General features: G+C 67.6%; 21 protein-coding genes. 9 read left to right on the top strand and 12 right to left on the bottom strand.

Translation table 11 applies throughout. The annotated features are described in order from the left end of the window. Positions 1-9: 9 nt before the first annotated feature. Positions 10-1302 (bottom strand): MFS transporter, encoded by a 1293-nt coding sequence (locus tag AB4Y75_RS10915; protein WP_441435902.1) that lies wholly within the window; start codon positions 1300-1302, stop codon positions 10-12. Between the two features lie 296 nt (positions 1303-1598). Here AB4Y75_RS10915 and AB4Y75_RS10920 point away from each other — a divergent pair, with 296 nt between their 5' ends. Both AB4Y75_RS10920 and AB4Y75_RS10925 read left to right on the top strand, forming a co-directional pair. Beyond that, entirely contained in the window at positions 1599-2246 is a 648-nt protein-coding gene (locus AB4Y75_RS10920) for a hypothetical protein (RefSeq protein ID WP_441435903.1), read from the top strand. A 9-nt stretch (positions 2247-2255) separates the two neighbouring features. Beyond that, a complete protein-coding gene (locus AB4Y75_RS10925) occupies positions 2256-2450 on the top strand; it encodes a hypothetical protein (RefSeq protein ID WP_441435904.1) in 195 nt (64 codons plus the stop codon). Positions 2451-2569: 119 nt separating this feature from the next. Here AB4Y75_RS10925 and AB4Y75_RS10930 read toward each other — a convergent pair whose 3' ends face one another. After that, entirely contained in the window at positions 2570-2977 is a 408-nt protein-coding gene (locus AB4Y75_RS10930) for a DUF6264 family protein (RefSeq protein ID WP_441435905.1), read from the bottom strand. Positions 2978-3218: 241 nt separating this feature from the next. Between AB4Y75_RS10930 and AB4Y75_RS10935 the strand changes: the two genes are divergently transcribed. Continuing rightward, positions 3219-4589 carry a hypothetical protein gene (locus AB4Y75_RS10935; protein WP_441435906.1) on the top strand — a complete coding sequence of 457 codons (1371 nt, stop codon included), beginning with the start codon at positions 3219-3221 and terminating at the stop codon, positions 4587-4589. A gap of 327 nt (positions 4590-4916) precedes the next feature. On the opposite strand, the gene AB4Y75_RS10940 is transcribed toward AB4Y75_RS10935, so the two are convergent. Further along, positions 4917-5600, bottom strand: coding sequence for a hypothetical protein (locus tag AB4Y75_RS10940; RefSeq protein ID WP_441435907.1), 684 nt, complete (start codon positions 5598-5600; stop codon positions 4917-4919). Between the two features lie 147 nt (positions 5601-5747). Here AB4Y75_RS10940 and AB4Y75_RS10945 point away from each other — a divergent pair, with 147 nt between their 5' ends. After that, on the top strand, positions 5748-7064 hold the full coding sequence (locus AB4Y75_RS10945) for an MFS transporter (RefSeq protein WP_441435908.1): 1317 nt from the start codon (positions 5748-5750) through the stop codon (positions 7062-7064). Between the two features lie 221 nt (positions 7065-7285). Here AB4Y75_RS10945 and tgt read toward each other — a convergent pair whose 3' ends face one another. The 6 genes from tgt to AB4Y75_RS10975 all read right to left on the bottom strand — a co-directional run bounded on the left by tgt (position 7286) and on the right by AB4Y75_RS10975 (position 13732). Further along, positions 7286-8548 carry a tRNA guanosine(34) transglycosylase Tgt gene (gene tgt, locus AB4Y75_RS10950; protein ID WP_441436031.1) on the bottom strand — a complete coding sequence of 421 codons (1263 nt, stop codon included), beginning with the start codon at positions 8546-8548 and terminating at the stop codon, positions 7286-7288. Positions 8549-8624: 76 nt separating this feature from the next. After that, entirely contained in the window at positions 8625-9719 is a 1095-nt protein-coding gene (locus tag AB4Y75_RS10955) for a DUF6707 family protein (protein WP_441435909.1), read from the bottom strand. 101 nt (positions 9720-9820) lie between these two features. After that, positions 9821-10363 carry an NUDIX hydrolase family protein gene (locus AB4Y75_RS10960; RefSeq protein WP_441435910.1) on the bottom strand — a complete coding sequence of 181 codons (543 nt, stop codon included), beginning with the start codon at positions 10361-10363 and terminating at the stop codon, positions 9821-9823. 27 nt (positions 10364-10390) lie between these two features. Continuing rightward, on the bottom strand, positions 10391-10906 hold the full coding sequence (locus tag AB4Y75_RS10965; protein WP_441435911.1) for a VOC family protein: 516 nt from the start codon (positions 10904-10906) through the stop codon (positions 10391-10393). A 172-nt stretch (positions 10907-11078) separates the two neighbouring features. After that, positions 11079-11663, bottom strand: a complete 585-nt coding sequence (locus AB4Y75_RS10970; protein ID WP_441435912.1) for a TetR/AcrR family transcriptional regulator — start codon at positions 11661-11663, stop codon at positions 11079-11081. 77 nt (positions 11664-11740) lie between these two features. Continuing rightward, positions 11741-13732 (bottom strand): MDR family MFS transporter, encoded by a 1992-nt coding sequence (locus tag AB4Y75_RS10975; protein WP_441435913.1) that lies wholly within the window; start codon positions 13730-13732, stop codon positions 11741-11743. Positions 13733-13937: 205 nt separating this feature from the next. Between AB4Y75_RS10975 and AB4Y75_RS10980 the strand changes: the two genes are divergently transcribed. Together AB4Y75_RS10980 and AB4Y75_RS10985 are read left to right on the top strand one after the other, a co-directional pair. Beyond that, complete coding sequence (locus AB4Y75_RS10980) at positions 13938-14753, top strand: helix-turn-helix domain-containing protein (protein WP_441435914.1); 816 nt, start codon at positions 13938-13940, stop codon at positions 14751-14753. 78 nt (positions 14754-14831) lie between these two features. Next, complete coding sequence (locus AB4Y75_RS10985; RefSeq protein ID WP_441435915.1) at positions 14832-15554, top strand: phosphatase PAP2 family protein; 723 nt, start codon at positions 14832-14834, stop codon at positions 15552-15554. On the opposite strand, the gene AB4Y75_RS10990 is transcribed toward AB4Y75_RS10985, so the two are convergent. Beyond that, positions 15538-16593, bottom strand: a complete 1056-nt coding sequence (locus AB4Y75_RS10990; protein WP_441435916.1) for a glycoside hydrolase family 76 protein — start codon at positions 16591-16593, stop codon at positions 15538-15540. The genes AB4Y75_RS10985 and AB4Y75_RS10990 overlap by 17 nt on opposite strands. Positions 16594-16804: 211 nt before the next feature. Here AB4Y75_RS10990 and AB4Y75_RS10995 point away from each other — a divergent pair, with 211 nt between their 5' ends. Continuing rightward, positions 16805-17977, top strand: a complete 1173-nt coding sequence (locus AB4Y75_RS10995) for an acyl-CoA dehydrogenase family protein (RefSeq protein WP_441435917.1) — start codon at positions 16805-16807, stop codon at positions 17975-17977. Positions 17978-18015: 38 nt separating this feature from the next. Here the strand turns inward: AB4Y75_RS10995 and AB4Y75_RS11000 are convergent, their stop codons facing one another. Both AB4Y75_RS11000 and AB4Y75_RS11005 read right to left on the bottom strand, forming a co-directional pair. Beyond that, entirely contained in the window at positions 18016-18900 is an 885-nt protein-coding gene (locus AB4Y75_RS11000; RefSeq protein WP_441435918.1) for a DUF1684 domain-containing protein, read from the bottom strand. Positions 18901-19096: 196 nt separating this feature from the next. Continuing rightward, entirely contained in the window at positions 19097-19858 is a 762-nt protein-coding gene (locus AB4Y75_RS11005) for a hypothetical protein (RefSeq protein ID WP_441435919.1), read from the bottom strand. A 236-nt stretch (positions 19859-20094) separates the two neighbouring features. Between AB4Y75_RS11005 and AB4Y75_RS11010 the strand changes: the two genes are divergently transcribed. Both AB4Y75_RS11010 and AB4Y75_RS11015 read left to right on the top strand, forming a co-directional pair. After that, positions 20095-21684: a sigma-70 family RNA polymerase sigma factor gene (locus AB4Y75_RS11010; RefSeq protein ID WP_441435920.1), complete on the top strand. Its 1590-nt coding sequence runs from the start codon at positions 20095-20097 to the stop codon at positions 21682-21684. Between the two features lie 1026 nt (positions 21685-22710). Continuing rightward, entirely contained in the window at positions 22711-25026 is a 2316-nt protein-coding gene (locus tag AB4Y75_RS11015) for a SpaA isopeptide-forming pilin-related protein (protein WP_441435921.1), read from the top strand. Positions 25027-25035: the final 9 nt, after the last annotated feature.

Below are 25035 nucleotides of genomic sequence, written 5' to 3' on the forward strand. Positions count from 1 at the left end.
GTGCTGTGGTCAATGGGCTACGTCTTCGTGACGTGCGGTGCGCAGAGGTGAGAAAGCGATGATGAGCGCAGCGATCAGAAAGATGAACGCTGCCAGCCCGAGACTGGCCGTATACCCGAGCCAGGTCGCCAGTCCTCCTGCGGCCAATGCGCCGAAGAAGAAGATGATGCGGTTCATGGTGCGGATGGTTCCGTTCATACGGCCTTGGATGCCGTCCGGCGCGGCCGCCTGGCGGTAAGCCATCTCGTTGGCGTCTTCGATTCCCATGGACAGGCCGTAAAGGAACTGCGCGGTGGCGGTAAGTGCCACCAGCACGGCAGTGTTGCTGGTTGGTCCCAGGGGGATGAGTGCCAGGAGAGCCCAGGGCAGGACAACAAGACAGCGGCCGAGAAGGATTGCGTGGCCGGCTCCCATCCGCGCCCCGATCGAGGGGGCGAGTACCGCTCCGAGAAACCCGCCGATTCCACCGAAGGCAAGCGCGATGCCCAGGGTCCATACGGGGAGCCCGAGCTCTCGCAGGACGAATACCGCGAAGATGGTTGCGACGATGCTGTTTCCGAGGAACCAGGTGTGCACCGAGAGGGCTAGCGGTCGTAGGGTCCTATGGCCGTAGGTGAAACGCATGCCTTCCACGATTTCGTGGCCAAGGTGCCGCCCCTGCGGCCGAGGAGTGGGCGCCGGTTCAATGGCTTTGATCCGCGCCTGCAGTACGGCGGAGATCGCATGAATGACCGCTTCGACGGCGAAAAGAATCGGTGCCCCGAGGAGATTGAACAGTGCTCCGCCGAGGGCGGGCCCGGCAGTGCCGGCCACGGTCTCGCTCTGCCCGAGGCGTGCGTTGGCCGGCACCAGCAAAGACCGGGGGACCAAGTGCGGCAGGAGCGGCTGTTCCGCAGACTGCGCAAACAAGGTCAGAGTCCCGAGAGCGAGGACCACCGCCGCCAGAGTCCAGAAGGTGAGCGCGTTGCACAGGAGAAGAACGGGGATGGCAGCAAGAACTACCGCCCGGCCGAGGCTGGTGAGGATCAAGGTGCGCTGCCGGTTCCAGCGGTCCATCAAGGCGCCGATGATCAGGCCGAGGAACAGGTACGGGAGGACGCTCAGAGCGCTCATCACTCCGATCTGGAACGGCGTCGCCGCGATGACGGTGACGATCAGAACCTGAAATGCGACTCCGGCCATCGCGCTCCCGAAAGCGCGGATGGTGATCGCACTCCAGAACAGCCGGAACGCTCGTACACGGAGTACCTCGAGCGGACGCTCCACATCAACGGAATCAGTGTGACGGGGGCCATCGCTCATGCGGTCAGCTTACAAAACGCAGGCTGCCCGAAGTCGTTCGTTTCCACCATGATGAACGTCTTGGAGCGCTGAGGTCGTCTCGGAGGGCACTCTCATATTCTGCGGTTCGCGCCCGTGCGGTCGCGTCTTGATTGGCCGTTCCTGCCGCGGTCCGGGAGTCATCCTTCGGGATGACCTGGTTGATCGATGGCGCCTCATAGAGTGAAAAATGACCTTTACATAGGTCATTGATGTTCCGCACTACTTACCTCATGACGCGGCGGGCCGTAACCCGGTCAGCCAGATTGGAGCCAGATATGAACGCGACATCTAAGACTCTGGGCGCCGGGGCGCTTGCGCTGGCGATTGGAGTTGGATCCTTCGGCCTGGGCTATGCTGCCCAGCCTCAGAGCAGCGAGAGCGAAAGATCCACAGTGACAAACGCCGGCAGTGCGAGGGAGTTTGAACCTGACACGCGGACGGTAGTCGCTTCAGCGGAAGACAAGTCGCCGAACGATCTGACGATTAAGCCTTCGGCTCCCAAGCCTTCTGAACCTTACGTTGTCTCATCCGTCGCACGGGTGAACGGGCAAAAGGTTGTGCGGCTGAACGCTTCCGGAGCGACCTTCTCCCTCGGGCAAGACGGGTCTCTGCAGGCCAAGGATTCCCGAGGGAAGGTCATCGATTCCACGCCGGCCCAGTTCACGATCAACGGTGTTCACTATGCTCTCAAGTTCACCCTGAGCAACGACGCACAGCAGGTAGACGTGGTGTACCGGTGGACCTCGACAGCTTCGGAAGCCACCGTGCGCACTGTTGTGGACCAAAACTGCGCCCTCAATAATCTGCTGTGGGGTATGGGCAGCGGCGTCGTCACCGGCGCTGGCGCCGGTGTGCCCGGAGTTGTCATTGGCGCACTCACCGGGGCTATCATCTCCGGAGTCCAGAGCGCCACCAGCTGCTAGGAGCCTGCCATGACGAAAACTCCCCGCAACCCGTTATCCCGGACACTGCTCTGGCTTCTTTTCGGACTCGCGATCGGCGTTGTGACCGCTGTGATTCGCAACCTGCTCGGCGAACATCAAAGCGGTCTGAGCATCTTCTTCACTGTGCTGGCGCCGACCGCTGCAGCCGGCATCGCCGCAGGAATCAAGAGTTCCCAGAAGTAGACGTACCGCAACCCATAGACGATCTGGAGCTTCCGCCTGGCGCAGGTGGGAGCTCCAGATCGTGTCGCCCGCACGGACCATTCCCGAGGCGCCCCAGCGAGAGGTGGGGAACGGCGTCGTCAGCGTCCGAGGCCCGCTTGCATGAGGCCGGCGCCGGCTGCCCAGACCAGGATCGCGAGGAAGGCGCCGCTAAGGGTGATCCACCAAGCGGTCTTGCGGCGGGCGAGGCGGATGATGGTCCAGATGATCGCGCCGACAAAGACGGCGGGCGGTACAGCGAGAGCTATCAGCCAACCGACCGACATCAGGCCGGTATTGCATTGATTCGCGGAGCAGCCGTCAGACATCATCGAGAGAAACAGGGTCAGGAATCCGAGGAATGCGAATCCGACGACGCCGATGACGATCAGGATGATCGAGACGATCAGGTCCGCGGTCTGGGCACCTGACCTGGCCGGCTTGGGAACGCCCGGCCAAGCCCCTGCCCCCGCGGGGCCGGAGAATTCCGGTGGTGGCTGTACCGTCATGGCGACAGTATTGCATGGCACCGCCCGCCCGCCAGGGAATGCGCCGGTACGATTTCGTCATCCGGTTTGGGGCGGAAATCGCTGTGCCGGTAGCGGTCGTTTCTGACGCGCTCTGACCGAGAGGTCTGTAAGCCTCGTGCGATCGTTCTGCTCTGGCTGGATGTTGTGGTCCGTTGAGAACCTATAATGGGGGTCGCCTTTAACTTTAACCGCGACGATCCCCTGCGTAGATTGGAAGCCAATGCCTGCAACCCACGTCATCGCCAACCGGCAAGAGCATCCGAGGATCTTGATCCTTGATGACGGGAAGGGTTTTCCTGAGCGCGTCCAGCAAGATGTAGAGTTTTCCTGCACACTGAAAGTGGTTTCTTCCTTAGAGCAGGTCGATCCCTCGGAGTGGGACGCGCTCATCACTAATCGTCGCCACATGGTGTCCACTTTCAACAACTTCGATTTTATTCATAATAGGGTCGCTGAACATTTGTACATTTTTAGTGTGCTTCCCGGCGGATGGAACGCAAACCCAGGGAGGTTGGACAGAGTAAAGGGGGCGGATCAGCGGGACGACTGGGTAAATCTCGAACTCCGAGGTCACGTGCCAGGTAACGAGGTCCGTGTGAATACGGGCTTAGACCCTGATCTGCGGGCCTCTCTTGTGGCGGCTGTTGAGGCCCGATCCCACCAGGTGGGTTTGCTTGTGCCAGAGTCGCTTCCGAAGGGAGTGATTCTGGATGAGTTTGCGCGGGGGCCTCAAGATCTTGTGCTGGCCGGCGCTCTTCAAGCACCTGGCCGCGGTGAGGTGTGGTTTGTTCCAACTGAGGTGGACAGCCTGCGTCCCTGGCTTTTCGCGGCAATGCAGAGTTGGCGGCGCCAGGATCCAAAGAAGTTCCCTGGCGACCCCGATTGGTGGGAGAGCCTCGAATGGTTCTCGGCTCATGAACGGACGATCGCGAAAAAGATCGAAGTTGAGGTGGCCGCGTTTGAACACGCCAAGGCGCAGTTCCTATCGACTCTGGAAGGACTGGAAGCAGCGTTATCAGATGCCCGCGAGCAGGCTTCGGTAGGGTCGAGGCAACTTCTGGTGGGCCAAGGGGATCCACTACAAGATTCCGTTCGAGATGCACTTAGAGATCTCGGGTTCGGGGTCCGGGACATGGACCTAGAGTGGCCTGAAAATGAGCGCAGAGAAGATTTTCGAATCACTGATCCGTCCGATCCCACGTGGTTGGTTCTTGGTGATGCAACTGGCGTCCAAGGGAACGCCAAGGGTGGAAAGACCGCGGCTCTTCAGTCATATGTGACCAAGTATGTTTACGAGGAAAAGCCTGGTCGCATCCCTGGAATGTGGTATCTGCTGAACCGGGAAATCAGTAAGGACCCAGCAGCTCGAAGCACAATTCTCCGTTCAGACGAAGTTGCCCCCTTCGCGTCAGAGAACGGGCTGATTTTGGATACAACGGCTTTGTATGTGTTGCTTCGCCATGGCGAGGAGATACCAGCCGATAAGGGAGCTATCAGGGAGTACCTACGTACATCAGTTGGTCGGCTGTCTTTGCAGGACGCCCAGGCCTGGCTCCAAGGCCGAAAGGGCATCGTTTCAGTGCCGTCCTGATCGGTGCGCGTCATCGTGTACCCAGTTGCGACTCGCCCGGATGATCATGGGCGCGCGAGTGGTAATCGTTCGTTGCCGGCACACTGATCGACTTTGCAGCGGTGGATGTCCTCAGAGACTTCCCGCTGCGTCAGAAACGTGAGTCATCAGGTGGACCGCGTCGAAACTTCGCGAGGGGCGTTTCTGACCCGTTGAACTTCTGGGCATCAACGCGCTGCAACAGGGGTCTTGAGAAGCAGTGAGACTGAAGGCCGTTGGTGATCGCGGACATGGTGCTCGTCACCGTCCCGGACACGATGATCCGTAATGGCAGCGTCGCCAACCGGGCTACGGGGCCGGAGCCGCGGGCAGCGTCACGTCGACGAGCTTCCAGATCGCCAGGCGCCCGACGACGGCGCACAGCGCCCCCGCGCCTCCGAACAGGAGCAAGGAGGTGAAACCTGCCCCAGTTCCTCCCAGCCCCATGAGCAGCACCGCGGGCATCGGTGTGAGGAACCCCGCAACAGCGAACCCGAGGACATGCAGCCCCTGGTTTTTCACGGTGCGGAGCGCCCGCGCCACGCCGGCTGAGAGCGGCCCTCCCACCAGGATGACCGGCAGCAGAGCGAACAGCATGAGATAGCCCACGGCGGTCACGCTTCCGAAGAGTCGGTTCCACAGGCCTGCGGGCAGTCCCTGATGGTGTGAGCTGTCGGGTTCCACGGGAAATTCCGGGCCCAGGACGAAAGCGGTCTCGAACAGGATCCCGAGCATCGCGTAGGCCGCGATCAATCCGAGGATGAGAGCCTCGAGCGGGTACCGCACCATTGCGGGCCGGCCGTGGCGTTCCTCCGGCCGGTCATCGCGCGGGGCCGACGACCCATACCGCGCCGTCAGCAACTCCTGAATCTCCGGATGCAGCCCCGGGATGACCGGCGGCTGTGCGGCGTTCCCGTCGTGCGCTGCGTTGCCGGCAGATGCCGCCGCGCCGCCGTCGTACGTCGCATTGCCCTGACCCGCCGTGTTCCCCATGCGTGAAGCCTAACGGCCTCCGCCGCGAACCCCCTCCGGTCGCAGCCGTGACCAATATGACCAATACACCGTGAGCGGGGCAGCACGGCGGTAGCGTGGCCCGCGGCTGTGGCGCACCGGCGCGTTGCGGCGGAAAGGTGCAACGGTATGTCAGGAACACGTCTTGCCGAACCGGTGAAACAGCCCACGATGGGCCGGGCCGTCGCGAACATCCTCAAGGGTTCCGCCGGCAACCTGATCGAGTGGTACGACCTCTACGTCTACGCGGCGTTCTCCTCCTACTTCGCCAGCTCGTTCTTCAACGGCAAGGACCCGGCCCAGGCGCAGATCGACGCCTACCTGACCTTCGCCCTCACCTTCCTGATGAGGCCGGTGGGCTCGTGGTTCTTCGGGCGCTTCGCGGACCGCCGCGGACGCCGTGCCGCGCTGACCCTGTCCGTCAGCCTCATGGGCCTCGGCTCGCTCCTGGTGGCCGTGCTGCCGACCGTGGCGCAGATCGGCGTCTGGGCCACGGTCCTCATGTACGCGTCGCGGCTGCTCCAGGGCTTCTCCGTGGGCGGCGAGTACGGCACCAGCGCCACCTACATGAGTGAAGCGGCGGTCAGCGGCAAACGCGGCTTCTTCTCAAGCTTCCAGTACGTGACCCTGGTGGGCGGCCAGGTTCTGGCCCTGCTGACCCTCGTGATCCTGCAGCAGACGCTGGGGGAGCAGGCCATCCACGACTGGGGCTGGCGCATCCCGTTCTTCATCGGCGCCGCGGCGTCCCTGCTGGTCCTGTGGCTCCGGCGGACCATGGATGAGACCATCACCGTGGAACAGCGTGAGGCCATCCACACCGCCGACGGGCCTCAGCCCGGCACCCTCAAGCTGCTCTTCACCAGGCACTGGAAGCAGTTCCTGGTGGTGGTGTTCTTCACCATGGGCGGCACGTGCGCGTTCTACCTCTACACCACGTACATCCTCAGCTACATGAACAACGTCTCCCACATCCCGAAGGCACAGACCTCGGTGATCAACTTCTGGGCGCTGTTGCTGTTCATGCTCATCCAGCCACTGTTCGGCTGGCTCTCGGACCGGATCGGGCGCCGGACCCTGCTGATCGTCTTCGGCGTCCTGGGCACGGTTTTCACCTGGCCGATCATGTCCACCCTGGCCACGGTGCACGACCCCGTCCCGGCGTTCCTTCTCATGGTCGCGGCGCTGCTGATCGTGGTGAACTACACCTCGGTCAACGCGATCATGAAGGCCGAGCTGTTCCCCTCCTCGGTGCGGGCGCTGGGCGTCGGCCTGGGCTACGCGGTGGCGAACTCGCTCTTCGGCGGGACGACGCCGCTGATCGGTGAGTGGCTGTCCGCCCAGGGACACAAGGAATGGCTCTTCACGTACGTGACCATCACGATCGCACTCTCGCTCGTGGTCTACATCTTCTTCCTGCCGAAGGACCGGCCGGAGGACCTCGACTGACGCTGCGCACCCCCCACGCGGCGTTCGACGACGACGGCGTGCGGCGCCCGGCCGAGCGGATCACCACGGTGGTCCAACGGCGGCCGGGCAGCCGTGCGCCGTCGTCGTCCCCGTGCACATGCGCGAGAAGCCAGTTGGGCACAGTCACGGAGCCGTGGACTGTGCCCAACTGGCTTCTCGCGGGTTGGGCGAGTTGGGCGGATTGCGGGGAGGAGAGGGGCTCAGGCCGAGTAGTACCGGCCCAGGGTCTCCGCCTTGTAGGCCGCGAAGTCGCCGGATTCCATGGCCAGGCGGGCGTCGTCCACGAGCTTCACCACGAAGCGCTCGTTATGGATCGAGACGAGCGTGGCCGCCACCATCTCCTTCGCCTTGAAGAGGTGGTGGATGTACGCCCGCGTGTAGTTGGCGCAGGCGTAGCAGTCACACCCGTCGTAAAGGGGCCCGAAGTCCGCCTTGTACTTGCGCCCGGACAGGTTGAAGCGCCCGTCCGGCGTGTAGAACGCGGAGTTCCGGGCCACGCGGGTGGGGGAGACGCAGTCGAAGGTGTCGGCGCCGTTCTCGATGGCCGTGAAGATGTCGTCCGGCTCGGAGATGCCGAGCAGGTGCCGCGGCTTGTCCTCCGGCAGCTCCTCGGCGCACCAGCCGACGATCGTCCCCAGATTCTCCTTCTCGAGTGCCCCGCCCAGGCCGAAACCGTCGAAGTTCATGGCGCCGAGATCCCGGCAGGCCTTGCGGCGCAGATCCTCGTAGTGGGCGCCCTGGATGACGCCGAAGAGCGCCTGGTACGGCTTGCCGACCCGCTCCTCGGTGAGGCGGAAGTGCTCCGTCACGCAGCGTTCCGCCCAGCGGCGGGTGCGTTCCAGGGATTCCTCCTGGTAGGCGCGGGAGTTCTGGAGGGTGGTCAGCTCGTCGAAGGCGAACATGATGTCCGCCCCGATCTGATGCTGCACCTGCATGGAGATCTCCGGGGTGAAGCGGTGCTTGTCCCCGTTGAGGTGGCTCTTGAACCAGACGCCCTCCTCATCCACATGGGCCAGTCGCTCCTTGCCGGGGGCGACCGCGTCGTCCGGGCCGGAGTGGTCCACCACGTCCATGTTGATGACCTTCTTGAAACCGGAGCCCAGGCTCATGACCTGGAACCCGCCAGAGTCGGTGAACGTGGGGCCCTGCCAGTTCATGAATTTCCCCAGCCCGCCCGCCGCGTCCAGGATCTCCGGCCCGGGCTGCAAGTACAGGTGGTAGGCGTTGGACAGCAGGGCCTGGGCGCCGAGCTCCCTCATGGATTCGGGCAGCACCGCCTTGACCGTGGCCTTGGTGCCGACGGCGATGAACGCCGGGGTCTGGATCTCGCCGTGGGGCGTCCGGATGGTTCCGGTGCGGCCGTGGAAGGCCTCGCCCTCCTGTTCGGCCAGACGGGTGCCGACCGTGAAACCGAACTCCTCCTGCCGGGCAGGCTCGTGCTCGGGAACGGCAGGGACGGTCAGGGATTCAGCGGTGGAAGACACCCTGCCATTCTGCCAAAGGTTGCCGGCCGGCAGGTCCACGCAGTGGCGTCGCTGCTCAGGCCCGGATGAGCTCCAGTTCCTGGCGGACGCGCCGCTCCACTTCGTCCCGGGACAGCGTCTGGGAGCCGCCGTGCGCCAGCAGATGGAGCAGCGACTCCACGCGGAGGACGCGCCATTCGCGCTCCGCCTCGTGGTTCCCGCTGTCCATGGCCCGGAAGATCTCCGTGTCATACAGATTCGGTTCGTTGAGCCGCCGCTGCCGGATCTTCGCCTCCAGACGGGACCGGAACGGGTCCAGCTCCTGGTCTTCCGGCGCACGCAGCAGCACCCGGTACGCGGCGGCCCGCTGCGGTTCGCCCAGTTGCTCCGCCACGAAGCTGGACAGGGCCAGGCTAGCCTCCGTGTGTGACCAGCGGGCCGGGTTCGCGTCGAACGGCAGGACATTGAGCAGATCCGCCACCTCCAGCGAGGCCTGGGGATCCTGGTACTCCAGGAACAGGTCCTGGGCGAAGGCCCGCAGATCGGCCAGGCAGCTGCCGGATTTGACGTTGATGCCCTTGACCAGCCGGTCCGCCAGGTTCTGCAGCGATCCTCGGCCGGGGTAGCGTTCCGCGACGTCCCGGATGAGCTGCTCCGGGGTGTCCGGCAGCGCGGGGATCCGCTCCCGCGCCGCGACGACGGCGGGGTCCTCGGGCCGGGGTGCGGGAGCGGTGGGCGACGGGAACGGCGTGGGGGCCGGGGACCCGGGACCGGTGCCGTCGGGCGACCCGTCCGTGGCGCCTCCCAGCGGTGCGGCGGCCAGACGGTCCGCGGGGCTTCCGGCGGGGTTCTCGGCGCGATTCTCCGTGTGGGGCTCCACCGGACTGCCGGCCGAGGGTGCGCCGGCGTCCTCCTGGCCGTCCGACGCGCCGCCGGCGATGATCCCGGCCCCAGCGCCGGCGACCACGCGCACCGTGGCGGTGAGCGCCACGCGGAGGGCGGCGCCGTCGTCGAGCATCAGGCGGTTCAGGAGGGGGTTGCCCAGGTCGTCATCCTCGGTGACCACGGCTTCCACCAGGGCGCTCAGGGTGCCGTCGGGCAGCACCACGCGGACCCCCTTGGTGATCAGGCCGGCCGCGAGCTCGACCCGCAGCGCTTCGTGATGTTCCATCGGTGGGTTACCTCCCGGTGTCCGGTGCAGTTCGCCCGACAGTCTACAAACCGCGCCTGACAATTCAGCGGGAAGCCGGTCCCGCCGGGAGTCCGGGCGGTCTAGAAGGCGGCGATGCCGGAGAACGCCAGGGCCTGCCGCACCAGCTGTCCACGGCCGCCGTCGAACTCCTGCTGCACCGTGGGGCTGAGCACTTCATCCGGCGACATCCAGGTCAGTTCCAGGGCGTCCTGGCGCGGGCTGCACTCACCGGTGACGGGCACCAGGTAGACGAGGGAGACGGCATGCTGCCGGTCGTCGGTGAAGCCGGTCTGGGAGGGCGCCGGGAAGTACTCCGCCACCGTGAACGGGACCGGGCTGGGCGGGAGCTGCGGCAGCGCCAGCGCGCCCAGATCCTTCTCCAGGTGACGCAGGAGCGCGGCGCGGATGGTCTCGCGGTACAGGACACGCCCGGACACCAGCGAACGCACCATATTGCCTTCGGCGTCACCCTGGAGCAGGGAGCCCACCTCAATCACGAGGCCCAGCGGATCCAGCCGCACGGGAACCGCCTCCACATACACCATGGGGAGGCGGTTCCTGGCCTCGTAAAGGTCCTCATCGGACAGCCAGCCGGGGTAGGGGTCCGGGGTGCGTACGCTCATGAACCCATTATGACCGGCGGGCGGGGCTCAGCCGGAGAAGCTCGCGGCCCACTCGTCCACGCGCCGCTTGCTCTCCTCGGGCGAAAGGTCCTCGACCCGCGTCATCACGGCCCAGCGGACACCGAACGGATCGACGATGGACGCGTACCGGTCGCCCGAGACGAAGTTCGCGGGAGCCTCACGGATGGTCGCGCCGGCGGCCTCGGCCTTCGCCGTCACGGCATCCACCTCGGTGACGTACAGCGCCAGGGACATGCTGACGCCGCCCGGCTGCGGCGCCACGAGCCCGTACTCGGGCAGCGGGTCTCCGATCGTGATGCTTCCGGAGCTGAAGCGCAGCTCCGCTTCGCCGATCATGTCGCCCATGCGGGTCTCGGAGACGACGACGGCGCCGAACACGTCGCGGTAGAAGTCCAGGGCCGCGGTGGCCGGCGATACCACGACGTGCGGAGTGATGGAGGTGCGGCCGTGGGGGAGACCGTCGGTGGTGAACGCGCCGGTGGCGGGTGCGGTGGGCTGATCCTGTGCTGGTGATTCACTCATGACACCACTCTCGCCCGGCGGCCCAGGCTGCGTCTTGAAGAAATCGGCCACGGGGGCGTGCCTGTCGGGTGAGGGGACTTGCCGGGCGGCCGGGTGCCGGGCGGGGCGGTACGCACGGCCGCGAGAGCCCGGGTGCCCCGCCGCGTCTCATGCCCCGCCGCGGCTCAGCGTCTCAGCGGCCCTGCGCCACCTCGGCCAGGACCGTGATCATGGCCTTGAGGTCCTCGGCGGTGGGCCGGTCCTCGATCCCGGCGTGGCTGCTGTCCGAATGCAGGAAGAGCGCCGCGAAGACCAGCGACGTGGCGGCGCGGGCCCGCAGCGGTGTGGTCTTCTGCTCGGCGAGCCCGATGATCTCGGCCCGCAGCCCGGACATCCAGTGGTGTACGGCGGCCATGAGCTCGGGTTCGTTGTCCACGAGCTTCTTCAGGCGCGGGACGCTGTCCGGGCCGCTCGAGAGGCTGCCGATCAGATGGCAGAGGTCGTCGATGATCGGCCCGTCGCTGTCCAGGAAGAGACGCGTGCGCGCCTCGGAGAGCGGCTTGCTGGGCAGGCCGAGGGAGGCGGCAGCCTTGGAGGGGAAGTAGTTGAAGAAGGTCCGTTCCGAGATCCCCGCCCGGGCGCAGATGTCCGCGATGGTGACCTGCGCCAGCCCCTCCTCGAGCACCAGGGCTCGCGCGGCGTCATGGATCGCCTGGCGGGTCTGCTGTTTCTTGCGTTCCCGCAGGGAGCCGGGGACGGAATCTGTTGGGGATGTCATGGATGCTTCCTCCGGTCTGGCCACCGCCCGGCTCCGGGGGATCCCGGAGCCGGACGGTGGTTCAGTCCTGGTGCCGCTCAGCTCTCGGCGAGCTGGGCGGCCGTGTTCTTATCGGCCTGTTCCTGCAGAGCCGAACGCTGGCGCAGTGGCGGCACCTTGAAGAACCAGCTGAGGACGAACGCCAGGAGGATCACTCCCAGGCCCACCCAGTAGATGCTGACCGCGGAGGTGTTGAACCCGGTCATGAACTGACGGGTCAGGCGCGGATCGGCACCCTTGAGGTACGAGGTGTCCGAGGTGGACGTGCTGCCGCCGCTCTCCGACTTCTGTTCCTTCAGCTTATCGATCATGGTGGGCGCGAGCTTGTCCACCACGGCCTGACGCTGGCCGGCGTCGCTGAAGTCGATGGCGAGTTTGCCCTTGACGACGGCGGCGTTCGCCTGCTGTGCCGCGGCTTCCAGGGCCTTCTGCTCGGCAGCCGGCTTCGCGGCGGCGACCTGCTGATCGATGATGCCCTGGGCCGCCTCCGCCGGGAGCTGGCCTGCGGTGACCTTCGCCTGGACGGCTGCGGTCACCTGACGGGTCACGGCGTCGTCGGCGGCCTTCTTCGCCGCAGCGGTGCCCTGGTCGAGGCCCTTCTGGAGCTCCTCCTTGACCGGGTTCACGATCGGGTTCCACAGCTGGTTCATGACGCCCTGGTTCGACGGGGCGGTGGCCACGGACGGGGTGAGGGCGGCGTCCAGGGAGGACTTCAGATCGTTCTCGTTCTGCATGGCCGTGGTGATGTTGTTGGGCATCACCGCGAACAGCACGGACAGCAGCACCGCCGTGCCCAAGGTGCCGCCGATCTGGCGGAAGAACGTGGAGGAGCTGGTGGCTACACCCATGTCCCGGGGTTCCACGGAGTTCTGCGAGGCCAGGGTCAGGGTCTGCATGAGCTGGCCGAGGCCGAGGCCGATCAGGAACATGCCGATCATGAGGAACCAGAGCGGCTTGTCGATGGTCATGAACGTCAGGACCAGGTAGCCGCAGGCGGTGGCGAAGGTGCCCGTGATCGGGAAGATCCGGTACTTGCCGGTCTTCGAGATCAGCTGGCCGGAGATGATCGAGGCGATCATCAGACCGGCCACCATGGGCAGCGTCGCGAACCCGGACTCGGTGGGCGTCAGGCCCGTGACGAGCTGGAGGTACAGGGGGAGGGTCAGCATGGCGCCGAACATCGCGAAGCCCACCAGGAAGCCCAGCACGGTGGCCATGGAGAACGTCCCGGAGCGGAACAGCCGCAGCGGGATGATGGCGTCCGACTTCATGATCGACTCGATGATGATGAAGGCGGCGAGGCCGACGGCGCCGATCACGTAGCAGGCGATGGCCCCCGCGGAGCCCCAGCCCCATTCCCGGCCCTGTTCGGCCACCAGGAGGAGCGGGACCAGGGTGACGACCACGGCGGTGGCGCCCCACCAGTCGATCCGGACCTTGCCGTGCTCGTGGAACTTGGGCAGGTGCAGGAACGCCAGCACCATGGCGAGTGCCGCCAGGCCGATCGGCACGTTGATCAGGAAGACCCAGCGCCAGCCGGCGATCCACAGGATCTGGCTGGCATCGGCGAACACCCCGCCGATCAGGGGCCCGACCACGGAGGACACGGCGAAGACGGCCAGGAAGTAGCCCTGGTACTTGGCGCGTTCGCGGGGTGCCAGGATGTCGCCCATGATCGCCAGGGGGATCGACATGAGGGCGCCGGCGCCGATGCCCTGGAAGCCACGGAATGCGGCCAGCATGAGCATGGAGTCCGAGAAGGACGAGAGCAGCGAGCCGACCAGGAAGACGCCCAGGCCGAAGAGGTAGAGGGGGCGGCGGCCGAAGATGTCCGAGAGCTTGCCGTAGATCGGCGTCGAGATGGTGGAGGTGATCAGGTAGGCCGTGGTGACCCACGCCTGCTGGTCCAGTCCGTGGAGGTCATCGCCGATGGTGCGGATGGCCGTGCCGACGATCGTCTGGTCCAGGGAGGAGAGGAACATTCCGGCCATGAGCGCGTAGATGACCAGAAGGATCTGGCGATGCGTCATGACGGGGTTGCCTGAGCCGGGTTGCTGGGCCTCGGCAGATGCTGCGTGAGCAGTGCTTGTGGACATGAAAGAGACCAGGACTTTCAGTGAAGGATTCTGGGGGGAGTGCCGGATTCGGCGACAAGTTTGCAGACTCTGCAACTTTACACATTCTGCAATAATTCCGGCAAGGGTCTGTGATCCCCGCCACGGGCAGAATGGAACCGTGATCTCTTCCAAAGGACATCTCAACCCGGGGGCTCCAGGAGTCAGACTGGACCGCTTCCCGCCGCCACCCGGCACCGGGGACGTGGTGCGGCACCTCTGGCGCGTCCGGTGGTCCCTTCCCGACGGCGCCGTGCAGCGGCAGCGCGTGCTGAGCTACCCGGCGTCGAACGCGGTCATCGGTCCGGAGGGCGCGGTGCTCTCGGGGCTCGGCACGGCGGTCGCCACCCAGGAGCTGGCGGGCGAATCCTGGGTGCTGGGACTGCTGCTGAGGCCCGCGGCCACGCGGCTTCTCAGCTCCGAGCCGCCGGCTGCACTCGTGGGGCGGGTGGTGCCGCTGCCGGGCGCGCCGGTGGAGGCCGTCCAGGACGCCCGGCGCGACGACGCCGCAGCGCCGGCCGCGCTGCACGCGGCCCTCTCGGGGTGGCTGGCGCCGTTCGTGGAACGGGTGGACGAACGGATCCGGCTCTGCAACGAGGTGTGCCGCCTGGCGGAGGAGGACCCGGACATCCTCCGGGTCGACGAACTCGCACGGTCCGCGGGGCTGCCGCTGCGCTCGCTGGACCGGCTCGTCAAGGAGCACGTGGGGGTGACGCCGAAGTGGCTGATCGACTGCCGCAGGCTCCAGGAGGCCGCCACGGTGCTCTACGCGGACTCCGAGGCGTCCCTGCCGGACCTGGCGTACCGGCTCGGCTTCTCCGACCAGGCGCATTTCAGCCGCAGCTACCGCAAGGTGATCGGGGAGACCCCGGCGCAGACGCGTCGTGCCGGGGAACTGGCCCGCGCCGCCGGCAACGTGCCGCCGCGCCTCCGCTGAATCACCGAGGGCTGAGAGGCCGGGAAGCAGGACCCGCGTTCCGGGGATTCGCCAAGGTGCGCCCGTTAGATTGGCCGGATGACCACACCCCGCCTGCGCCCCAGCCCGCCTCTCACGGCCCGCCCCGCCCGGGTCCGGTGGGTCGCGGCGGCGTTCGTGGTGGTGGGCGCCGGGTGGTTCGTGCTGATGATGTTCAGCTATCTGGATCACTTCGGAGTGGGTGCCGCGGATCAGCCGGTGCACGACTGGGCCATCTCTCTCAGGACGCCCGTGGTCACCGCGATCCTGGCGTTCATCACCACCCTGACCGGACCCAGCTGGATGACCGTCATCACGGCGGTCGTGGGGTTCGGCTGGATGCTCCTGTCCCGGGAATGGCGCCGCCCCGTCCTGCTGATGGGCGCCATGACGCTCGCGGTGCTGGCCTCCACGCTCATCAAGCACGAACTGAGCCGCGCGCGCCCCGACCCGGTCCAGATGATGCTGAGCGTCGACCAGTCCTACTCATTCCCCTCCGGGCACACCCTGGGGACGGCGGTGTTCGCCGGGTCCCTCGCCTACCTGCTGGCCGCCCATTCCTCGCGGAAAGGCGCCTTCGGGCTCGGGGCGGCGCTCGCAGTGGCGTTCACGGCGCTGGTGGCCTTCACCCGCCTGTATCTCGGGTACCACTGGCTCACGGACGTGCTGGCCTCGGCCGGCCTCGCTCTCGTGTTCGTCGCCGCGGTCATGGCCGGTGATCTGCTGCTCAGCCGGAACCGGCCTGCGGAAGTGCGCGAGGACAGCCCTACGCTGCGGGCGTGAGGCTCGCCGCGGCCTCCAGCGTCATCCAGGCCTGGAGCTGGGCGGCGAACTCCACGGTGCCGTCCGGCCGGGAGGCGCCGTCCGCCGTCTCCCGCGGGAAGACCCAGCCTTGGGACGATTCCCCGCGGCCGGCCCAGAACGCGTCCGCCGTCCGGGTGACGAGCGCGGACGCGGTGCCGCGCGCCGTCGTCGTGAGCCGGTCATCACGGGCGGCCAGCGCGAGGTAGCGTGCCAGGATGCCGGTGAAGAGGGCGCCGTCGCCGGGGCCGTGGGTCTGCAGTGCCCCGTCGGGGTGCGTCAGCCGCTCCGCCACGGCCTGGATCAGGTCCTCCGCGTGCCGCAGATCGTCCGGAGTGCCGAGCGCCAGGTAGGAACCCAGGACCGGGCCCTGGTTGTAGGAGTAGACCTCGCGGGCCACGGTGGTGCTGCCGTCCGGCTGGAGGTGGATTCCGTCGAGGAACAGCCCGGTGTCCTGGTCCAGGAGGCGTTCGCGCAGCCAGTCCACCAGGGCCCGGGCGCGCGCCGTGTCCCCGCTGCGCGCGAAGTAGAGCGAGACGGGCGCGGTGGCGGGCGTGTTCTTGAAGTCCCGGGCCTTGCTCCAGAAACTGCCGCCGCCCAGTTCCTCCGTGCTGGCCAGCACCAGCTGGCGGTTCAGGGTGCGCTGGAGCGAATCGAGGCCGCGGGAATGCCGGGCTCCGGGGTCGAGGGCCTGAAGCCGTTGCGCCGCCAGGGCCAGCCAGGCCATGTCGTCGGTGAAGGAGTTCACGTAGCGGAAGAGGTTGTGCAGCCGGATGGACCGGATGACGCGCCGCGCCAGGGCCGCTTCCGGGCCGTCCGGTTCGCGCTCCCGCAGGGCGGCGTCCACCAGGGCGTCCACGTAATGGGCCTGCCACCAGTAGTGCCAGGCGCCGAGCTCGCTGAACGCGCGGCTGGGCGCTTTGATGCGTCCGAGGTGGGTTCCCGGGAGGCCTGCCAGTCGGCGTCCGTGGCGGGCGATGACCGATCGGGCCGCCTCCGCCGCCCGTTGCTGTGCGTCCATGCCCCGAGCCTAGCGGCTGGCCGGAGGGGCGGGTCCGGTCAAGGCGTTCCATGCCCGTGGCGGAATGTGATTTAGTTAACACGCATTAACGCGGAGGCCTGACCCGGCCGGACGTCGATGCGGTTGATCACCAGCATGCCGGACCCGGATCAGGGCCTCCGGCACCGGCACAGGCGCCCGGTTGACCACGGGGCGTCGGGAAGGCTGTCCCATGACCCCGGAACTGCCCACCGCCGATTTCTACGGCGTTGAAGACCTTCTGAACGGTAAGGAGCGGGCCAAACTCGCCGAGGTGCGCGACTTCCTGGACGCCGAGGTGAAGCCGTATGCCGCCGCGTGGTGGGACGCCGCCGAGTTCCCGTTCGCCCTCCTGCCCAAACTCGCGGCCTTGGAGATCAACACCCCCACCCGCCGCGGATACAGCCACCTCTTCATGGGACTCCTGATCGCGGAGCTGAGCCGCGCGGACGTCTCGCTCGGCACCTTCTTCATGGTCCACCACGACCTCTTCGTCGAATCCCTGTACCGCTTCGGCTCGCAGGATCAGAAGGACCGCCTGCTCGACGACGCGGCCTCCCTCCGCACGACGGGCGCCTTCGCGCTCACTGAGCCGGAGCACGGCTCGGACATCGCCCGTGGGCTGTCCACGACGGCGGTCCGGCACGGGGACGAATGGGTCCTGAACGGGTCGAAGCGCTGGATCGGGAACGGCACCTTCTGCGATCACATGCTGCTGTGGGCCAGGGACCAGACGCCCGGCTCGGAGGGGGCGGTCCGCGGATTCATCGTGGCCGGCGGGCTTCCGGGCCTCACCCGGTCCCGGATCGAGGGCAAGACCGCCCTGCGGACGGTGCAGAACGCGGACATCGAGCTGCGGGACGTCCGGGTGAGCGAGGCAGATCGCTTCGCCGGGATCTCCAGCTTCGCCGACACCAACGAACTCCTCCGCGGCTCACGCGTCCTGGTGGCCTGGCAGGCCGTGGGCCAGCAGCTGGCCGCGTTCGACGTCGCCCGGTCCTACGCCGTCCGACGGGAACAGTTCGGCAAGCCGATCGCCTCATTCCAGCTGGTGCAGGACCGTCTGGTCAAGATCCTCGGCAACGCCGTCTCCGGGGCCACGATGATGACGCGCATCGCGCAGCTGGACGCTCAGGGGCTCGCCGGGATGCCGCAGGTCGCGCTCGCGAAGGCCCACGTGACCTCGGCCATGCGGGAATCCGTGGCCCATGCGCGGGCCGTGCTGGGCGGCAACGGCATCGTCACCGGCTATGGCGCCGCCAAAGTCTTCGCGGACGCGGAGGCCATCTACACCTATGAGGGCAGCTACGAGGTCAACACCCTGATCGTGGGCCGGGAGATCACCGGGGTGTCCGCGATTCACTGAGCACGGGCTGCGCGGCGCGGGCTGCGCGCCCGACGGCGTCAGCGAGCCTTCCGCTCCCCGGCCTCGAGGCGCACCGGGAGGGAGTTGCCGGGCACCGGGGCCGGGCACGTCCCGAAGTCGGTGAAGGCGCTGGGGTAGTTGATGGCGCGGTTGAAGTCCACCACCACGGTGCCGTCCGGCCGGGGCCGGGCCGTGGAGACCTTCCGCCACTCGTCCGTGGTGTCCCCGTTGCTCGCGTCGTGGAAGGTGATCGTGAGGGCGCCGAGTTTCTCCTCCTCGGCCTGGAGACGGTACTCGGTGTCCGAACCGGGCAGGGTGAACACCACCTCGCCGACCGAGTGATGCACGCTCTCCACCAGTGGATTCGCGGTGGCGATCGGCACGGCGCGCGGTTCAGGATACGGTTCGAACCGCGCGGTCACCACCAGCTCCGGCCGGTAGTCGAACACGGGGACGCCCTGGAAACCGGTGTAGACCGGTGAGGCGTCGTCCCGCGTGCGGATCGCGTACCGCCCGCCCCGGACCGCCAGTTCCACGACCACCCGGGTGCCGTCCGGGCCGCCGAAGCCCACCCAGTCCAGGGACTCCTCATCCGCCAGGCGCGCGCTCACCGTGCCGACGACGGAGCCGGCCCGGCGTCCGCCGTCGGGCCCCGCGGAGCTATCCGCGCCGTCGTCGTTGAGAGTCCGGAGCCCGTCCTCCTCGGCGGCGCGCAGCCATGCGGTGGTCCCGTCGGTCCACCATTGCCCGGGAACACCATCCAGAGAGGAAGGTGTGTCCGGAAGCCAGTGCAGCGACGTGAGGGTGAGCCAGCCGTGCGGGGTCGCCAGGGCGGCGTTCCGGTTGTCGCGGAAGCGCTGCCAGCGTGCTTCCTGCGGATCGGTGGCGGTACCGGTGGTCGACTGCGTGGCTGAGGGGTTCATGGTTCCTCCTGGTCGGGAATTCACTCCACCTAACCATGCGCCGGGGCAGGTCATTCCCGGGCTTCCGCGGAGGCCCGGCCTGCAGAGGGGCTCCGCCGAGGGGGCTTAAAAGAGGATGGCGCCGTGGTGTGACCACGGCGCCTGGCCCCGAGACCATGGGGGGCGTGCCTCGGGACCTCCCGAACAGTGAGTGCGGTCAGCTCTCGAATCGTGACGTGATGCCGGGGATTTTTCTCAAAGAGATTCCGGGAGCCCCGGCCAGGCTGCTCACGGACGCTTCCTCCTGCGTGACGTCCACGGGCAGCAGGGCGCCGTCGCGCAGGGTTTCCAACGCGGTCCGGCACTCCTGGAGACGGCGGAGCGAATCCTCGTCATCGCGGCAGGCCACGGCCACCGTGCCGGAGATGTGCGCCGCGCACACGCCCTGTCCGAGCGTGCGGCTGACGGCGTCGCCCAGCTCCGCGAGCAGAGTCCAGCTCAGCGGGGTGGCCGCGCAGTTGTGCCTCAAGGCGAACGAGGTCACCAGGACCGGCCCGGAACCCGCCGAGAGCATCTCGCGGACCGTATGGCGGAAGTGGGACGGGGTGTAGAGCCCGGTGGCCACATCGAGGCAGCCGAGCTCGGCGGTGTCGTGGCTGGTCTCGGCCCAGGCGTCGATCGCGCAGGCTGTGGCGTCGAGATCCATCTCCTGGCCGAGGGTGGCGTAGAGCGCCTTGAGATCCAGGAGGACCTCCCGGGCCCCCGCGCCGGCCCAGGCACGGGCGGCGCCGAGACTCGCACTGGATTCGGAGGACAGACGTGCGTCCGTGAGGAGCTGCTGGGCGATGGACTCCACTGGAGCCAGGTCCCAGTCGCCGGTATGTCGCCAGCCGGCGCCGAGGCTGGCGGCGCGCCAGGTCTCCACCAGCTCGCGCCAGGACCGGTGGTCCTGGTTCTCCATACCCGGCGTCGGGTGCATGATGGCGCCCCCCTTTTCGTCCAGTCCTCAGCGTTCACGTCTAACGTAAAATTCAGTGTGCAAGCTTGGCACATCGTGACGCGACTTCCGGAAACCGTGGGAAGTGTCACAATTAAAAAAAGATTGAACATTCCGGCGTCACGATCCGGACCCTCAGACTACTTCTCTTCTACGGGGAGCGTTTCGGAGGAAACGCGGCGCAACGGAGGGGGTACGGCGTGTCGGATGACACCCAGATGAGTGACGGGGATCTGTGTCTCCGGGTCCGTGAAGGGGACCAGGATGCTTTCGGCGTGCTCTACGAGCGGCACGCCCCCTTGGCGCTCTCGATCGCCCGCCAGGCCGTGGACAACTACGCCGACGCCGAAGACGTCGTGGCGGACTCCTTTCACGCGGTCCTGGACAAGCTCAGGACCGGCGACGGTCCGGACACCTTCTTCCGCGCCTACCTTCTGCAGGTGGTGCGGCGGACCGCCTACGCCCGCAACCGCAGCGCCGGGCGGGCCATCCCCACGGCCGACGAACAGCAGCTCGACCGCCTGGAGACCCCCGACGACCCGGCGCTGATGGAGTTCGAGAACCAGGCCGCGGCCACCGCCTTCCGGGCTCTTCCCGAACGCTGGCAGGAGGTCCTCTGGTACCTGGACGTGGAGGGACAGAAACCCGCGGCGGTGGCGCCGATCATGGGTCTGGCGCCCAACGCCGTCTCCGCCCTGGGTGTTCGCGCGCGGGACGCTCTGCGCCGCGAATACCTGCAGGCCCACGTGAACGGAGAAGTGCCCGAGGAGTGCCGTCCGTACCGTGACAAGCTGGGCGCCTACGTCCGGGGGAGTCTGCCCCGCGGCGCCGAGCGCAAGGTCCAGGACCACCTGGAGACGTGCGCCAAGTGCACGGCCATCATGGTGGAGCTCGGCGACGTGCGCGCCACCATCAAGGCCGTCCTGCTGCCGCTCATCATCGGGGTGGGCCCCGCCGCCTGGTGGCTCAGCCCGGCGGGCCAGACGGCCGTCCTCGGCTCGCTCGGCGGAACCGCCGGCAGCCTGGGCGCCGGCGTGCTCGCGGGGTCCGCAGATGCAGGCGCAGGTGCCGGTTCCGCTGGTGGCGGCGCGGGCGGTGGCGCTGGTGGCGCCGCCGGCGGTGCGCTGGCCGGTGCCGGAGCTCTCGGCGTCGGTGCCGCCGTGGCGGGGATCGCCGTCGTCGCCGTGGGTCTGGTGATGGCGCCGTCCGTCCTGGCCGGGTGGCAGACGCCGACGACGCCGGCCGCCCCGAGCGTCCAGCAGGCCGCGCCGAAGTCCGTCCCGGCCCCGGTGACGCCGTCCTCCGCGAAGCCGCCGGTGGCCAAGAAGGCCGCTCCGGCGAAGGCCACGGATCCGGCTCCGAAGCCCGCGCCGAGTCCGTCTGATCTGCCGCAGCTGATCGCGCCCCTGTTGCCCGCTCCTCCCGCGCTGACGCCCACTCCCGCGCCGTCGGCGCCGGGCACCGCGTCGCCGGAGCCGATCAAGAGCACCACGCCGTCGACGACGGCCGAGCCGACGACCGTCTCGACGCCGAGCAAGACCGGAACGCCCACGGCCAAGCCGACCGAGACCAGTACGCCGACGCCCACGGAAACCGCGACGCCCACCAGCACGGCGACCCCGACCGACACCGGACTGCCGACGCCCACGGATACCGCGACGCCCACCAGCACGGCGACCCCGACCGACACCGCGACGCCGACTGATACCGCCACGCCCACCGACACCGGACTGCCGACGCCGAATCCGACCACCACCATCGTCTGCCTGCCCGGATTCGAGTTCTTCTGCGAGGTGGGCCTCTTCTGAGGCCTTGGGGCCCTGAGAGGTGGGGCGGCGCGGGCGCGCCCGCGCGGCTCGCCGAGGCCGCCGGATGCGCCCTCCGCAGTCACGAGGATTTCATCTGCTGCTTGTGCGTCACGTTTGCCCCGTGCACTGCTCTCTATAGGTGTCGGGAGCCTCGGTCTGGCCGTGGCCCCCGATGCAGGTCTCGTTCTGCTCCTGGACCGGGACTTCTGTGCGCTGAGCTGATGCGGCTCGGTGTACGGGATGCGGGTGCCGGCGTTCCCTAAGATCGCCGCCTGTGCGGCATAGCCGGCACCCGCGCTTCTTCCTCCCGGGGCCCGGATCCTGCGGCTCACTGCCGATGCCGGTCTCATCGTCGCCCCATTTCCATGGGCACTTTCCCGCGCCGTGTGACCGCCGTCGTCGTCCCGTCGGTCATTTGGGGGCGCTCGGACGAGTCCTGGAAGCCGGCCTTCGGCGACGTCCGAGGCGCCGCCCTGAAAGCGGGTTAAGTGGGCGGAATCCGCGGATCGTGTCGCGGAAATCACTTAAATTTCCGACATTCTTTTATGTGACTTGCGCGACACGAAAATTTGTGGTGAAAGTCCGCATTTTCTCCGTCACGAATCCGTCAGACCCCTCACTAGGTCCATGAACAGGCGAAAGGGGCGGCCGCCCTGGGCTCGGTTGAGCGCTGATGCCACAGGGAAGGACGGACGTGAACTGGATCATGCGTGCTCTGCGCCGCGAACCCGGCAAGGGGCCTCGTGCTCGGCGCCCGGGTTCCGACGGAACCGGGGCCGGAGACAGGCTGCCGAAGTACACGACCTTCGACTGCCGTGACGGCAAGCATGACGCCTGCCCGGTCTGCCGCTGCGAGTGCCACCGCGAGCTTCTCGTTCCCGAGGAGTTCCTCGGAGAGGCAGCGCCGGAGATCACACCGGCACCGGTCAAGCCCCCGTCGCCCGACGTCGCACCCGCCCTAAGGAGAGCCTGATGTTTGTGCCGTTTCGGCCTGGAAACCCGCCAGCCGGGAGAAGACGTCCCCTCATGGTGCACGTCGCGCTGCTCTGCGCGCTGCTCGCCGGCGCGGTGATCGGCGGCGCAGCACCCGCTCAGGCGCTCGGCACCCCGGCGCCCGCCTCCGTGCCCGCCGCGCCGGTCCCCATGGTGAATGCTGCGACGACGATCCAGTGCACCGCGGGCTACGTCTACGGTGTCTCCTCCACCGGTCAGCTCCAGGAAGTCAGCGCGGGCACCGTGACGCCGATCGGCACCCGTGCCAGCGGAGTCGCCAGCTTCAACGGCCTCGGCATCGGCACGGGCGGCTCGCCCGTCCTGGCCTATGAGCGCACCAATGCCGGGCGGACGGCCACCATGTTCTCCTTCGACCCGAACAGCGGCACCTGGAGCAACACCGGCGACTCGTACAACACGGCGAATGACGGCTACACCGGCCAGCTCGTGGCCGGCGCCGTGGACCTGAAGACCGGCGCGTACTACTTCGGAGGCTTCTCCAGCAGCGGCACCAGCTTCTACCTGTGGCGGTACAACCCGGGAAGCACGCCCCGCTTCACCTTCATGGGCACCCTGAACACCTCCGCGAACGCGAACTCCGCCTCCAACGGTGACATGGCGTTCGACGCCGCAGGCAACCTCTTCGTGGTGCGCGGCGTCGGGAGCACCACCACGGTGTTCTCCGTGACCGCGGCCAACCTCGCGGGCGGCACGGGCGGCACCATCCCGTCGTCGACCTCGAACTCGTTCACCACCAACGCGAATGTCAACGGCGTGGCCTTCGACGCCTCCGGCAAGGCGTACCTCGGCACCGGAAACACGGTCACCTCCTACGACATGCCCAACTGGACCAACCCCTCCACGGTGGCGTCCTCGACCTCCGGTTACTCCGGCACCGACCTCGCCTCCTGTTCCTCCCCGGCCACCATCACACTGGAGAAGGACGTCCAGGGCCGTGTCAACGACACCGACCAGTTCACCCTGAACCTGGCCCAGGGCTCCACCACCCTCGGCACCGCGACCACCACCGGCACGGCCACGGGTGTGCAGTCCGAGCGCGTGGGCCCGCTGCCCGCCGTCCGCGGCACCACCGTGACCTTCTCCGAAACCGGCGCCGGCGGCACGAGCCTCTCCGGGTACACCAGCAGCTACCAGTGCACCGTGGACGGTCAGCCGATGTCCCCGGCGGTCTCCGGCACCGGAACCTCCGGCTCCGTGACCATCCCGGCCACCGGTCAGGAAATCCTGTGCCGGATCGTGAACTCGCCGCGCTCCGCCGCGGTGACCGTCAACAAGACCTGGGTGGTGGACGGCACGAGCTACGCGAACGGTCAGCAGCCCGCCGGGATCTCCGCGACGCCGTCGCTCACCCCTGCGGGCACCGGCACCGGGTCCGTGGCCTGGGGCCAGCGCCGCACCGGCTTCACGCTCGGCCAGAACGTCGGCATCGGCGAGACCACGGTCATCGACCCGAACGCGTTCCCCGGCTGCACCCTCAGTTCCGCCACGATCTCCGGGCCGGGCGTCAACGGCACCCAGGCCATCGGGCAGCCCACCACCGTGAAGCTCCCGGGCGCCGAGAACGTCTACCAGGTGACCAACACCGTGACCTGCCAGAGCCTGACCGTGATCAAGAACGTCAAGAACACGCACGGCGGCACCCGCAGCGCCACGGACTGGAACGGCCACCTCAAGGCCGCCCAGGGCCAGAACGTGCTGAGCTACAACACCGGTCAGAAGCGTTACGTCGCCACCGGGTCCTGGGTCATCTCCGAGGACCTCCTGGCCGGGTACGAGCAGGCCGGCATCACCTGCCAGGGCGGCACGCTCGCAGCGGACGGCAAGACGGTCTCCGTCGCCGCCGGCGCCAACGTCACGTGCACCATCACCAACCAGGACCAGGCCGGCTCCGTGACCTGGAAGAAGGCCGACGAATCCGGCCGTGCCCTCGCCGGGTCCGTCTGGACCCTGACCGGTCCGGGCGGCGCCACCCAGGAGGTCACCGACTGCGTCGCCTCCTCCGCTGCGTCCTGCACCGGCGCCGACAAGGACCCGGCCGCCGGCGCCTTCAGCCTGGCCGGCCTGAACCTGGGCGACTACACCCTCGTGGAGAAGTCCGCTCCCGCCGGCTACGTCCTGGACACGACCCCGCACCGCTTCACGCTCACCTCGGATCGCAAGGACTTCGCGTTCACGACGGCGTTCAAGAACGTGCAGCGTGCGGCCGTGACCCTGCCGCTCACCGGTGGCACGGGTTCGGACCTCTTCACCCTCGGCGGACTCGCCGTGCTGCTGGGAGCCGGCGCCACCGCCGTCGTCCTGCACCGTCGCCGGGCCGCCAAGTCATGATCTTCCACC

It is taken from the genome of Arthrobacter sp. RAF14 (genome assembly GCF_052114185.1).
Classification (GTDB): Bacteria; Actinomycetota; Actinomycetes; order Actinomycetales; family Micrococcaceae; genus Arthrobacter_E.